This is a genomic window from Streptomyces sp. NBC_00289, from assembly GCF_041435115.1.
Lineage (GTDB): Bacteria > Actinomycetota > Actinomycetes > Streptomycetales > Streptomycetaceae > Streptomyces.
In genome coordinates this window covers 1,845,854-1,859,389 of record NZ_CP108046.1, presented here as the reverse complement: position 1 = coordinate 1,859,389, position 13,536 = coordinate 1,845,854, and the positions used below count along the sequence as shown (strand labels likewise).

Sequence of the window (13,536 nt, the reverse complement as noted above, 5' to 3'; positions counted from 1 at the left end):
CGCACAGGGCGCGGGACGCTTGCCCCCAGGAGGTGCTGGTCAGTCCTCCGTCCGGGCTCTGAGCAGCAGCAGCGCGACATCGTCGATCCGTTCCTGGGTGGCCACGCTGTTCCGGACGAGGTGGTCGGCCAGCTCGTCCAGCGGCCGCTCCCCGGCCTCGGCGAGCCGCTGCCCGAGATCGGCGAGCGCGTCCTCCAGGTCCACTCCCGGCGCCTCGATCAGCCCGTCGGTGTAGAGGACGAGCACCGAGCCGGGGGCCAGCTCGACCTCCGTCGTCGGGTACGTGGCCGAGTCGTCGATGCCGAGCAGCGGACCACCGGCGAGGTCGAGCACCCGTACCCGGCCGTCCGGCCGTCTCAGCAGCGGTGGCGGATGACCCGCCCGCGCCATCACGGCCCGCCCCCTGGCCGGATCGAGCCGCAGGTACAGGCAGCTGGCGAACAGGTCGGAACCGAGGTCGAGCAGCAGCCGGTTGGTGCTGCGCATGACGTCCTGGGGGGCCTGGCCGACGGTCGTGTAGGCACGTACGGCGGTACGGATCTGGCCCATCAGCCCGGCCGCGGTCACGTTGTGGCCCTGCACGTCCCCGATCACCGCGGCCGCCACCCCCTGCGTAGGCACCAGGTCGTAGAAGTCGCCGCCGATGTCCATCCCCTGTGTCGCCGGAAGATAGCGGGCGGCCGCCTCGATGCCGGGCAGCGGCGGCAGCGAGTGGGGCAGCAGGGCCTCCTGAAGACCGTGCGCGAGCTGGTGCTTGGCGTCGTAGAGCTGGGCGCGTTCCAGAGCCTGCGCGATCAGCCCGCCCAGACTGGTGAGCACCGCCCGCTCGTCGGCGGGGAAGGGGTGCGGGTCGGCGTAGGCGAGCACACAGGTGCCCACCGGGCGCCCGGAGGCGATCAGCGGCAGGTAGGCCCAGGCGGCGAAGTCGTCCGGGGCCGCGTACCGGGCCGGGTAGAGGCGCTCCAGCTGCTGCCGGGACTCGAAGAACGCGGGCACTCCTGTCTTCAGGACCTGTGTGCCGGGCGTCTGCTCGGCCAGCGGCAGCCCGTCGAACCGCTGCACGACGCGCGCGTCCGGATAGCCCCGGTGGCCCAGCACGTGCATCCTGCCGGTCCGGGAGCCGAGGATCACCAGCGCCTGACCGCCCACAGCCGGGGCGATCTCGTCCGCGACCAGTTGCACCACGTCCTGGACGCCGACCGCCTCGGTCAGCGCACCGGCCAGCGACAGCACCTGGGAGATGGTGACCAGCCGGGACGGCGCGTCGCCGGGCTGCGGTCCGCGCCGGTTCATCTCCGCCACGGCCCGGGCCCGGCTGATGCGTACGCTCAGCCCGGTCGTACTCGGATAGAGACGGAACGACAGCCACTCGCCGGGCGGCCGCAGCGCGACGAACGACGTGGTGTCCTGGCTGAGCAGCGCGGCCCGGTAACGGTCCTCGTACACCGGGTCGTTGAGCCAGGGGACCGACGCCCACAGCTGGGCGCCGAGCAGTCGGCTCACCGGCACGCCCATCAGCTCGGCCGCAGCCCCGTTGGCGAAGCTCACCCGGCCGTGCAGGTCGAGCGAGCACAACCCGTACGGAAGCCGCGCCACCATCCGGGCCGCCTCGATCGTGCCGAGCGTTCCGGCCGGGCCCGCGAGCGGCGACCCGGCGAGCAGGTCCGGCTCGGGGTGCAGCGGGTTGTTCTGCGCGATGGCGCGCTCCAGCCGGACCGCGAGCCGGTCGCAGGCCGCCGTCAGATGCCCGCGCTCCCGCTCGGACAGCTCGGGGGGATGCGAGCCGGGCCAGGTCACGAAGATCGCGCCGTACGCGGTGGACTCGGTCGCCACCGGCAGGGCGGCCAGTGCGAAGGGGTAGGGCAGCACCACGGCGATCCGCGGGTAGCGGCTCGCCATGTCCTCCTCGCCGCCGACCCACACCAGGCGCCGTTCGCGCACCGCCTGGGCCACCGGGATCGGCGCGCTGAGGCCCACCCGCTCCCAGGGCGCGGCGAATGCCCGGGGCATCCCGGCCATCACCGCCATCTCCAGCACCGGCTCGTCGGCCGCCAGCAGGTACACCGCGCCCGAGTGCGCGTCGACCTCGTCCATCATCGACGCCAGCGCGAGGGACAGCAGCGGCCGGCCGACCCGCGTCCTGGCGGTCGTCGGTGCCTGCGCGGACGACTGTCCGTCGGACACGCCGACCACCTCCTCGGCACAGGGTCCGGCGCCCCGGATGCCACCGACACCGCTGTCGCGCGACGGGTCCCGGGAACAAATCTGCCTCCTGGCGGCCCGTCGCGCGCGGTGGGAGGCGCCGACGCCCGGGTGGCGGGACATGGGAATGCCCGGGACCCGATGTGCCGGCCCGTGTACCCCGACGGGCCCGGCTCATTCCCCCTTCGTCGATGCGCGCGGTGGAGGGCGGGCGCCGCGTGTGCGCCCCCGCGCCCCCTGTTGGCCGGATCCTCGCGCCCCTGAACGGTCACGGACGCGAACAATGGGGCACGCGTTCAGGACCGAGAACCGGCGGGCAAACTGAAGGGGCGGCAGTGATCCGGGTGCTTCTGGTGCAAGACGCGTGTCTGGTGAGATCGGCTCTGGCGGAGTGGTTACGCCGCGAACCCGACCTGGGGGTCTACGACACGCCATGGCGCGGTGCCTCCGTCGGTGTGCGGTCCGTGCGGCCGGACGTCTGCGCGGCCGACCTGGAGTGCGCGGAGACGTACGGCGTCCCGCCCCTGGGCGAGCTGTGCGCGCGGAGCCCGGAACCGGTCCCGCCGAGGCTGCTGGTGCTCGCCGACGCGAACCGGCCGGGCCTGCTGAAACGGGCCGCGGAGGCGGGCGCTCTCGGGTTCGTGGACAAGGGCGGCTCGCCGCAACACCTGGTCGACGGGATCCGCCTCGTCGCGAAGGGGAAACGTTTCGTTGACGACTCGCTGGGCTTCGGCTTCCTCAAGGCGGCAGAGATGCCGCTGACCCGGCGTGAGCTGAGCGTGTTATCCCTTGCCGCCGCGGGCGCCTCCATCGCCGAGATCGCCGGGAACCTGCACCTGTCCCACGGGACCGTGCGCAACTACATGGCGGCCATCACCCGCAAGACCGGGGCCCGCAACCGCATCGACGCGATCCGGATCTCGCAGGGCGAGGGCTGGCTGTGACAGCCCGGCGGTCACGGGGGCCCAGCCGCCGACCAGGTCGCGGTAGAGCGGCGAGCACCGTACGAGCTCGTCATGGGTCCCGTACGCCGTCTCCCGGCCGTCCATCACCAGCGTCCGGTCCGCCCGGCGGGCCGAGCTGATCCGGTGCGCGACCACGACCAGGGTGCCGCCGGGCCGGTTCGCGAACGCGGACTCCGCGCGCTCCTCCGCCCGCGGGTCCAGGTGGCAGGTCGCCTCGTCGAGCAGCACCAGGGGGGCATACGACAGGTAGGCCCGGGTCAGCGCGATCAGCTGCCGCTCACCTGCGGACAGGGCGCCCGGCTCCACCCGGGCTTCGGGACCGCCGAGCGCCTCGAGCAGCGGGGTGAGCCCGACCGCCTCGGCCGCGGCGAGCAGTTCCCTCTCCGGCACCGGGTCCGGCCGGAGATGGCCGAGGTTCTCGGCGAGGGCGCCCGTGAAGACGTACGCCTCCTGCGGGATGAGCACCCGGCGGGCGGCCGCCTCCCGGCCCGGCACCGGCCACCCGCACACCCGGACAGCCCCGCACCGCGGCCGCAGCACCCCCGCCACCAGCGCCGCCAGCGTCGACTTGCCGACACCGCTCGGACCGACGACAGCCAGATGGGCCCCGGCCGGGAGGACCAGGTCCAGATCCTCGATGACCGGGGCCGCGCCGGGACCGTAGGCGAAGGTGACGGAGGAGAAGGAGAGGGCGGGGGAGTCGGCGGGCGGCGTGGCCGGGGGGCAGCTGTGGGCGACGTGCGCGGAGGCGTGAGCGGTGTTTCGCTCGGGCGCGGGGCGCTTGCCGTCCTGTTGCGGGGCGGTGTGAGAGGCGTTTCGCCCGGGCGCGGTGTGCCTGCCGGACCGGTCGGGAGTGACGTGCTTGCCCAACAGCTCGGGTGCCGTGAGGTCGCCGTGTCGCCCGGGCACGGTGTGTGCGTCGCTCCGTGCCGGCACGGCGTGCTCATCGCCCGGCTCGGGTGGGATGTGCGCACCGCGCTGCACCGGCGGCGCGGCGTGGTCACCGTTTCGATCCAGTGGCACCAGGCGCGGGGTCGCATGCGTGCCGCCAGGTGGGGATCCTCCGGAGTCACGCGGTGGCGGGACCGCCGGAGCGCCGCCACCCCTCCGCCGCGGGTCCCCGGGCCCGGCCTGGGCGTCGCCCGGTGACCGGTGGGGGACGAGCCGCCGTAGCCCCACCGAGAAGCCCGGCGTCGACCGACGCCGTCCGGATCCGTCCTCGGTGTCGCCCCGCGACGGCTCCGGCACGAGTCGTCGTACCACCACCGCGAGGCGTGAGCCGCTTGTGCCCAGGCCGTGGACCAGGTTGTGCAGGGCGGGCAGCAGGGACTGGGTGACGTAGGCGAGGGCGCCGACCAGGGCGCCCGCGGTGACGCCCTGGGCGAGGAGCCAGGGCGCGGTGGCGAGCAGCAGCACGATCGGCAGTTGTCCGCCGAGCGCGAGGGCGATCACACGCAGCACGCCCTGGCGGGCGAGGGAGCGGGCGGCCCGCAGCTCCGCGTCCACCAGGCCCCCCGTGTCCGCGGCGATCTGCCGCTCCGCGCCGGCCGCCGTGACGTCCCGCAGCCCCGGACCGACGGCGCCCAGCCGGTCCGCCAGGGCCTCGTCGGCCCGGAGGAACGCCTCCTGTCTCCGGGCCAGTGGCCGCAGCGTCGCCGCGAACAGGCCCACCCCGGCGACGAGCGGCGGACCGACGACGAGCAGCAGCAGCGGGGCGAGCGAGAGCAGCCCGGCCAGGGCGCCGGCCGCGGTGAACACGAACGACCGGGAGACCATCACCAGCCCGGCGAAGGTGTCCCGGGCGATCTCCACCTGCTGGGTGAGCCCGGACAGCGCGCCCCGGTCCGCCTCTCGCACCCCGCGCTCGACCACCCGCGTCACGAGCCGGTCCCGCAGTGGCTCGACGAGCGCGGCGACGGCCGTGTAGACGCGCGCGGTGCCGTACGCACCGACCACGACCCCGAGGGCCGCCACTCCGAGCCAGCCGAGTCCGACCTCGCTCCGGCCCCGCAGGAAGCCGTCGTCCAGGGCGCGGGCCGGCGCGTAGCCGAGGAGGAATGTCTGCCCGGTTTCGAGCACGGACCAGGCGGCGAGCCGAAGCACAACCGGCCACCGCGCCCGCAGGAAGCCCAGCCCGCGCCGGTAGATCGCGGCACTCATGGCCTGTCTCCGGACGCCCTGTGCGCGAACGCGGTGTCTCCGCACGCCGTGTGGCCGGACGCCCTGTCTCCGGGCGCGCTCGGGAACTCCCCGCTCCCGAACTCCCCGCCCCCCAACCCCCCGTCCCCGAACGCCGACCGGTACTCCGGGTTCTGCCACAGCTGCTCGTGGGGGCCCACCGCCCGCACCCGGCCCCCGTCCAGCCATGCCACCGCGTCGGCCCGGGCCGCTGTCGCCGCCCGGTGGGCGACCAGGAGGCGGGTGGTGTCCGCGCCGCCGCTCAGCAGGGACTCGGTGATGTGCGCCTCCGTCACCGTGTCGAGGCTGGAGAGGGCGTCGTCGAGGATCAGCAGGCGGCCGCCGTGGGCGAACGCCCGGGCCAGGCCGAGGCGTTGGGCCTCTCCGCCGGAGCAGGGGGCGGCGCCGCAGGCGGTGGCGTAACCCTCGGGCAGGCGGCGGACGAAGTCGTCCGCGCGGGCGGTGCGGGCCGCTTCCCGGATACGGGCGGGGGAGGGGGACGCCAGGCCGAGACCGATCGTGTCCGCGACGGTGGCGCCCAGCAGGGCGGGGCGTTCGAAGGCGTAGCCGACCGCCCGGCGCAGCTCGCCGTGGGCCAGTGCGCGCAGCGGGACCCCGTCCAGCAGCACCTCCCCGGCGTCCGGGTCGGTCAGGCGGCCGGCGAGTGCGGCCAGCAGCGACTTGCCGGTGCCCGACCGGCCGACCACGGCGAGCGCCGTCCCGCCCGGTACGACGAGGTCGACCCCGTCGAGGACGGTCCGCCCGCCGCGCCGGACGCGCACGCCGCGCAGTTCCAGCCGGCCGGGACCGGCAGGCAGCACGCGTTCGCCGTACGCGGGGGCCGGCTCGGCCATGACCTCGTCGAGGCGTGCGGCCCCCGCCCGGGCGCGGGCCAGCGCGGCGAGCCGGCCGACCAGCATGCCGACGCCGCTCGCGAGGACCGCGTACCGGGAGGCCGCCAGCACCTCGCCCAGCGACAGCCGGTGCCGGGTGAGCAGGACACCGGCCACGGCGAGGACTCCGAGCTGGAGCAGCGGTGCCACGGTGACGGCCTGGCCCGCGGCCCGGCCCTGCACCCGCCACATGCGGTGGCCCGCGCGGGACAGGTCGGGCAACGGCCGCAGGATCCGCGCCGTCTCCCGGTCCGCCGTACCGGCGGCCGCGATGGTGCGGTGCCCGTCGACGGCCTCGGCCAGCGCGCTCGCGATCAGCCCCTGCGCCTGCTGGTAGTGCGCCGCGCAGCGCGAGGTGTCGCGGGCGAAGGCGCGCAGCAGCAGCGTCAGCACCGGTGCGCCGGCGAGGAAGACGGCCGCCAGCCACGGATCGAGCAGACCGAGCGCCACCGTCGCCCCGAGCGGCCCGGCGAGGGCGGCGAGCAGCGCGGCGCGGGCGGCCGGCGCCGTTCCGGCCTGGGCGGCGTTCCCGACCAGCCGTGCCACCAGGTCCCCCGCCCCGAAGCGGGCGGTCGCCCGCGGACCCACGGCCAGTACGTGTCCGGTCAGCCGGCGGCGCAGCCAGGCGGTGGTGCGGGCGTCGAGGGTGGCGCCGAGCACGGTCTCGCACGCGTCGAACAGGGCGAGCAGCAGCACGAGTCCCGCGCAGTACAACACCCACCGGGTCGCCGGGGCCTGCGCCAGCAGGAGGTCCAGGGTGCGGCCCAGCGCGGCCGGCAACAGCAGGGCGGCCCCGGTCCCCGCGACGCTCAGCAGGCACAGCGCCAGGCAGCGGGTGCCGCTGTGGCGGGTGGCGGGGCCGAGCAGGGTGGGGGTGGGCGCACGGGTCGTCATACGGCTGCGGCCCTCGCATCCTGGATCGAGGTGTCGGTGTAGCTGGGTGAAGGACCCCGGGCGGCCCGTCCCTCGCGGGAGCGGGCCGCCTGGAGCCCTGGATGCGCGGCGTCCGTCAGAGACAGAGCAGAACGCTCGCCGCGCTGATGCAGGAGAGCAGGCTGACGGTGCTGTTGCCGCCTCCCGTGTGCTCGTCGGACTCCATCGTCTGCAGGTCGAGAAGTGCCATTTCTTTTCCTTCCTTCGTGTGTGTTGTCCACCCGTGGGGACGGGTCGCGTCACGACTCCGTCAGATCGCGGAGCCGCGTGGTGTGGGCCGCCCGAGCGGCGGCAGGAACGGCAGGTGGGCGGTGGTCCCCGGGTCGAGGGCCGCGCCGAGCGCGAGCAGGCACCCTGCCGTTCCGGTGCCCAGGTCCATCGACAGACGCATCATCTGGTGACCGGGGAAGGCCAGTTGGCCCTGGTAGGACATGGCGAACCAGCCGAGGCCGGAGACCTGGCGCGCGAGCCGCTCCGCGGTGGCGCCGGGCGTGCTGGTGCGGGCGAGGTGCAGGATCATTCCCGCGCGGCCCTGGAAGAGGCCGGGCTGCGCGTAGAACCGGGAGCCGGCCGCGGTCAGGACGCCGGAGCGGGCCCGCTCGAACTCCCCGTCCCCGTCCGCGTCGTCGGCCTCGGCGTGGGTGAGGCAGTCGTCGAGAACCATGCCCAGCCCCACGCTGCCGTCGCCGAGATAGGGGAGGGTCCGCCAGCCCTCGTCGACCTCCAGCGCGCCGTCCTCGCGGAACGCGCAGCACTCCAGGTCGCGGCGTAGCGCCAGCCGGGCCGCCGACAGCAGTTCCGGCTCGCCGGTCGCCTCGTACTGGCGCAGCAGGAACAGGGCGGGCCCGCTCGCTCCCCGCATCAGCCCGGCCCGCGGCCTCGGCTTCGCGGGGCGCGGCTCGGCCAGCCGGCGGACCAGGATGTGCGCGGCCTCGGCGGCCCGCTCGCGCAGTTCCGCCTCGCCGGTCGTGCGCGCCAGTCCGCCCAGGACGAGGCCGAGGCCGGCGAGCCCGCCGTGCAGGTCGGAGGAGAGGTTCTGCCAGCGCTCCCGGAGGATCCCCTCGACCAGGTCCAGGGCCCGCTGCCGGTGTCCGAGCCGGTCGAGGACGTGGGCGACGCCCGCGAGACCGTCGTACAGACCGAGCGGGGTGCCCACGGGCGGCGGGGCGGTTCGGGCGAGGAGCCAGCGCTCGCCCTCCTCGTACCGTTCGGCGCCGGTCTCGGCCAGCGCGTGCAGCACCCCGGCCGCGCCGTGCGCGAGGCCGAGGCCGCCGCCGTCGGAGAACTGGGCGATGTCCCCGGGGAAGAGCCGGTCGTCGCGTTCGGGGGTGGCCGAGGCGAGGATCGCCTTGACCATGGAGTCGCGGCTGTAGGGCCAGTCGCCGGGCTCCACGAAGGAGGGCGGTGCGGGCGGGCGGGTACCCGCGGCGACGTCCCGCGTGATCTCCGCGACGGCCTCGTCCAGGAACTCCCTCGGTACGTCCGGGAACTGCTCCTTGACGACCTCGGCCAGATGGCCGGCCTTGCCCCGGTCGACCACGAAGAGCGTGGTGACGGGCAGGAACAGGGCGAGCCTGAGGCAGGCCAGCGCATAGCGGTCGACGTCGATGCCCCGGCGGTCGGGCGGGGCGAAGAACCCCGGGTGGGCGACCACCTGGCGGCCCTGTTCGGACACGGGGGCCGCCGCCTCGAAGTCGACCAGGTACACCGACTCCTCGTCCGGCGCCACCATGATGTTGAAGACGTGCAGGTCGTTGAAGACGATCCCGCGCGCGTGCACCGCCTCCACCGCCCGCTCCACCGCCCGGTGGATGCGCACCGCCCAGGCGGAGTAGGCGGCGACGGCGCCCGGATCGGGATCGGTCGCCAGCAGCGGGTGCCGCTCGGCGAAGAACGCGTTGAGCGGACGCCCCTCCAGGAAGTCCATCACCAGGAAACGGTGGTCGCCGAGCGTGAACCAGTCCCGCACCTCGGGCACCACACCGGTGCCCGCCACCCGCTCCAGGGCCTGCTTCTCGCGTTCCAGACGGGAGATCGCGTCCGCGCCGTCCGAGGCCAGCCCCGCGTGCGGCCGGCCCTCCTTGAGCACGACCCGGCGCCCGTCCCGGGTGTCGGTGCCGGCGTAGACCCCGCCGCCGTTGGAGAAGTGCAGCGCCTTCTCGATGCGGTACGGCAACTCGCCGACCGTCGTGGTGTTGCGGGCCGCCAGCTGCGGCCGGAGGAAGGCCGGCAGCGTTACCCACTCCGGCACCTGGAAGGACGGCGCCCGCCGGTCCGGCACCAGCCGCCCGTCGCCGTCCCGCACCGCCGGCACCAGCGAACCCCGCTCGTCGACCACGAACATGCGCGCGAAAGCGCCGTGGCGGACGTAGAGCGGACCGTCGTTCCAGCGCAGGTCGGTAAGGATGTACGGCCCCTCGAAGCCCTCCAGCAGGCCGCCCAGCTCGCGCAGCACGAGGTGCAGCCGCTCCTCGTCGGCCGGGTAGACGGTGACGAACTTGCCGCTGCCGTCGCGGGCCGCGTACTTGGTGTTGCGCAGATGCAGCAGATGCGGGCCCGGCACGAACTTGAACGGGATGCTACGCGGCACGCAGTAGTCCCACACGATCGCGGCGATCTCCTCGGCGTTGCGCCGGGTGGCCGAGGCGTGGATCTTCCAGCCCTGGGCCGGGCCGGGCGCCGGCGTGCCGTCCGGGCCGAGCGGTGTCAGCGTCAGCCAGTCCCCGACCCGGGCCGCGGACCACCCCTCGGGGACCTCGCGCCGAGCCGTCTCGTACAGCGGCGCGGCGTCCGGTCCGCCCGCCGACAGCCGGTCCGGCGTCTCGTAGAAGTGTCTGTCGGCGAGCGCGTACACCTCGTAGCGCTTGTCCATGCGTCCCCCTCTCGGGCCCGACACCGAGACTCCCAGGCGTGCGGCGGCCACGGACAGTCACGTCTGTCACGAGCTCACCGTGCGGAACGCATGCGTCAAGACATGTTCGGGCGGTTTCGAACGCGGTCGCGCCGGGGGCCTCCACGGAACGGTCACAGGGGCTGCGCGGGTGCCCGATACGCGCTGTAATGGCGGACGTGGTCAGAGAGGGCGCTACGGGACGCAGAAAGGGAACTCTGCGAGCCGAAGTTGCCCTCACATCGCTGTCGGACGGTCCGGACTCACCCCAACGGCTGCGCCGGGTGCTGGAACTGGCGCTCGTCTTCGCCGGGGCGACGTTCGCCGCCGTGTACGCACCCGGCGAGGACGGCGGCCAACTGGGCTTGGTCGAGTCGGCCGGGGTGCCGAGGACGCTGTACGGGCTGCGCGACAGCTATCCCGCGGCCGGCCGCTCCCCGGTGGCCGAGGCCCAGCGCACCGGACGGCCGGTGTGGCGGGACCCCGAGGAACTGGCCGCCTGCGCGGACGCCCGGCGCGCGCCCGCGAGGGACTTCTTCCTGGCGGCACTGCCCGCGCTCGGGGACGGCGACCGGGCCTGTCTGGCCGCCGTGAGCGAGGACCCCGGCGGCTTCGACGACGACGAGCGCGACTGCCTCGCACTGATCGCCGACGCGGTCGTCTGCCCCCCGACGGCCGCCGCGGCCGAGGGCGAGGAGCTGCGCTCCAACGCCTTCAGCCTGGCCATGGACACAGGCCGCGTCGAGGTCGGCGACGACATCCTGGAACTGTTCGGCCTCGGCCGGCCCGAGTTCGACGGCAAGGTCGAGACCCTGCTCGGCCGGACCGTGCCGGAGGACCTGCCCTCGCTGATGTCCGTGGTGGAGGCCGACCACATGTCCATCGGCGACCGCGAGCTGGAGTTCCGCATCCTCCAGCCCTCCGGCCCGCCGAAGTGGCTCCGGCTGCGCGGACGCCTGGTGCCGGGCGGCGAGGGACACCCGGCCCGGCTGGTGGGCACCGTCGCCGACGCCTCCACACTGCGTTCCGAGGTCACCGACGTGGCCCGCGTACAGCGGCTGGCCGCGGCCCTCGCCACCGCCGGCACGGTCCGCGACGTCAGCCAGGCCGTTGTCTCCGCCCTGCGCAGGCCGCTCCAGGCGGACCGGATCGCCCTCGCCGAGCTGGAGAACGACCGGCTCGTCGTCACCGTCCTCGACCCGCCGGAGCCCGAGGCGTGGCCGGAGCTGTGGCGCCTGGAGTGGCGCAGCGAGTGGCCCGACGCGCCGGTCCGTGCCATGCCCACCCTGGGCGCCGCCCTGCGCGAGGGCCGCGCCCAGATCTGGCCCGCCGGCACCGCCCTGGAACCCGCCCTCGCCGAGGTCGGGCCCGGCGGACTCGCCGTGCTGCCGCTGGCCGCCGCGGGCCACATGGCCGGCGCCTGTCTGATCGGCTGGGACACCCCGCACGACTTCGGCCCCGACGAACGCGCCCTGCTCACCGCCTCCGCCGGTCTCGCCGGACAGGCCCTGATGCGCGCCCACGCCTTCGACGCCGAACACGAGCTGGTCGGCATGCTCCAGCGCCAGCTGCTGCCCCGCCGGCTGCCCAAGCTGCCCGGCGCGGTGGCCGTCGCCCGCTATCTGCCGAGCACGGCCGGGCTCGAGCTCGGCGGCGACTGGTACGACGTCATCCCGCTGCCCGACAACCACGTCGCCCTCGTCATCGGCGACGTCCAGGGCCACAGCGCGGGCGCCGCCACCCTCATGGGCCAGATGCGCACCGCGCTGCGCGCGTACGCCATCGAGGGACACCCGCCGGACGTCGTGGTCTCGCGCGCGAACCGCCTCCTCGTGGACCTGGAGACCGACCTCTTCGCCACCTGCTGCTACGTCGACGTCGACCTGGAGCAGGGTTCCGCCTGGTACGTGCGGGCCGGACACCTGCCACCGGTGCTGCGTCACCCGGACGGCGTAACGGAGATCGCCGAGGCGGACGGCGGGCCGCCGCTGGGTGTGGTGCTGCGCGCCGACTTCCCGATGAGCCCGCTCCGGCTCCAGCCCGGCACCGTCATCGCGCTGACCACGGACGGCCTGGTCGAGACCCACGAGGCCGACATCGACGAGGGCATGGACCGCTTCGCCCACGGTTTGGCCGGCGCCGACCCCGGCCACCTCGGCCTCGTCGCCGACGTCCTGCTCGGCAACGCCCGCCGCAGCGACGACGTCGCCCTGCTCCTGATGCGCTACGACGGCATGGCCACCCGCCCGCAGCGCGAGGGCTGGACGGTGTGGCGGGTTCCCGAGGCGGTCCGGCACGCGCGCCGCTTCACCCGCCGCACCCTGCGCGCCTGGGGCGTGCCCGACGAGTCCATGGACGGCGGGCTGCTCGTGGTGTCCGAACTCGTCACCAACGCCCTCGTGCACACCGACGGCAGGGTCCGTCTCGACCTCACCCTCGTCAACCACCGGCTGCGCGTCGCCGTCACCGACGCCTCGCCCCGCACCCCCGTCAAGCCCACCAGCATCGGCTGGGAGGCCACGGGCGGCCGGGGCATCCTCCTCGTCGAGGCCATGTCGGCGACATGGGGGACCATGCCCGTCAGCGGGGGCAAGCAGGTGTGGAGCGAGATTGCGCTGGACGGATGACACACACCCGTTCGCGGGTACCCGGCGGCCGAGCGGCGGGGACCGTCGCCGCCGGACCCGAAGGCGAGGTATCCGCCATGACCCAGCACGTCAGCGACATCATGACCGGCGCACCCGTGACCGTGGAGCCGCAGGCCTCCGTCGGCGCGGTCGCCCGGATCATGCGGGACCAGGACCTGGGTGCCGTCCTGGTGACGGACGACGGCCGGCTACGCGGCCTGGTCACCGACCGCGACCTCGTGGTGCGGTCGCTCGCGGAGGGCAGCGACCCCGAGCGGACCACCGTGGCCGACGCGATCAGCGGCGACCTGGTCACCGTCAGCCCCGAGGACGACCTCGACCTCGCCATCGGGCTGATGCGCGAACACGCCGTACGCCGGATCCCGGTCGTCGAGGACGGTCGCGCCGTGGGCATCGTCGCCATCGGGGACCTGGCCATGGAACGCGACCCGGAGTCGGCCCTCGGCGACATCAGTGCGGCCAGGCCCAACACCTGAGCAGCGGGGGCCGGTCCGGAGACGGGCCGGGCGGGCGAGGCGGCCGGGGCGTTTGCCGGACATGTCTCCGGGGACCCGGCGGAGATCGAACAAAGATCCTGCTTCCGGCCTCGATCGAGTCGGAAGCCGACCGGACGCAGAAAGAAGATGAGGAGTCGTGACCTCGCAGACCACCGAGAAGCCAGTCGCCCGTCGTGCCGAGACGGGCTGGTCCCGAGCCCGCCGCCTGCGCGGCCACGCCGCGATGCGGACCTGTCAGCCGGCCGTCGAGGACGAGAGCGCACCGCCCACGGCGCACACGAACCCCGAATGGAACATCGTGCGGGGCGAGGACTGACCGCCCGCACGCCG

8 protein-coding genes and 1 pseudogene are annotated in these 13,536 nt (G+C 74.7%); 4 read left to right on the top strand and 5 right to left on the bottom strand.

Annotated elements, in window-relative coordinates:
• Window positions 1–39: 39 nt before the first annotated feature.
• A complete protein-coding gene (locus OG985_RS08865; protein WP_371667707.1) occupies window positions 40–2,193 on the bottom strand; it encodes a SpoIIE family protein phosphatase in 2,154 nt (717 codons plus the stop codon).
• A gap of 200 nt (window positions 2,194–2,393) precedes the next feature.
• Here OG985_RS08865 and OG985_RS08860 point away from each other — a divergent pair.
• Window positions 2,394–3,062 (top strand): annotated as a pseudogene (locus OG985_RS08860) (LuxR C-terminal-related transcriptional regulator); the annotation flags it as partial.
• On the opposite strand, the gene OG985_RS08855 reads toward OG985_RS08860, so the two are convergent.
• The 4 genes from OG985_RS08855 to lanKC all read right to left on the bottom strand — a co-directional run bounded on the left by OG985_RS08855 (window position 2,985) and on the right by lanKC (window position 10,043).
• Entirely contained in the window at window positions 2,985–5,327 is a 2,343-nt protein-coding gene (locus OG985_RS08855; RefSeq protein ID WP_371667706.1) for an ATP-binding cassette domain-containing protein, read from the bottom strand. The pseudogene OG985_RS08860 and the gene OG985_RS08855 sit on opposite strands and share 78 nt — an antisense overlap.
• A complete protein-coding gene (locus tag OG985_RS08850; RefSeq protein WP_371667705.1) occupies window positions 5,324–7,132 on the bottom strand; it encodes an ATP-binding cassette domain-containing protein in 1,809 nt (602 codons plus the stop codon). Before OG985_RS08850 ends, OG985_RS08855 begins: the two co-directional genes overlap by 4 nt.
• Window positions 7,133–7,247: 115 nt before the next feature.
• Window positions 7,248–7,361 (bottom strand): SapB/AmfS family lanthipeptide, encoded by a 114-nt coding sequence (locus OG985_RS08845; RefSeq protein ID WP_101402521.1) that lies wholly within the window; start codon window positions 7,359–7,361, stop codon window positions 7,248–7,250.
• A 60-nt stretch (window positions 7,362–7,421) separates the two neighbouring features.
• Window positions 7,422–10,043: a class III lanthionine synthetase LanKC gene (lanKC, locus tag OG985_RS08840; RefSeq protein WP_371667704.1), complete on the bottom strand. Its 2,622-nt coding sequence runs from the start codon at window positions 10,041–10,043 to the stop codon at window positions 7,422–7,424.
• Window positions 10,044–10,231: 188 nt separating this feature from the next.
• On the opposite strand from lanKC, the gene OG985_RS08835 reads away from it, so the two are divergent.
• The 3 genes from OG985_RS08835 (at window position 10,232) to OG985_RS08825 (ending at window position 13,522) form a co-directional block, all read left to right on the top strand.
• Window positions 10,232–12,688, top strand: coding sequence for a SpoIIE family protein phosphatase (locus OG985_RS08835; RefSeq protein ID WP_371667703.1), 2,457 nt, complete (start codon window positions 10,232–10,234; stop codon window positions 12,686–12,688).
• Window positions 12,689–12,765: 77 nt separating this feature from the next.
• The gene (locus OG985_RS08830) at window positions 12,766–13,185 is read left to right on the top strand and encodes a CBS domain-containing protein (protein WP_371667702.1); all 420 of its coding nucleotides are present in this window, start codon (window positions 12,766–12,768) and stop codon (window positions 13,183–13,185) included.
• Between the two features lie 157 nt (window positions 13,186–13,342).
• Window positions 13,343–13,522, top strand: a complete 180-nt coding sequence (locus OG985_RS08825; RefSeq protein WP_371667701.1) for a hypothetical protein — start codon at window positions 13,343–13,345, stop codon at window positions 13,520–13,522.
• Window positions 13,523–13,536: the final 14 nt, after the last annotated feature.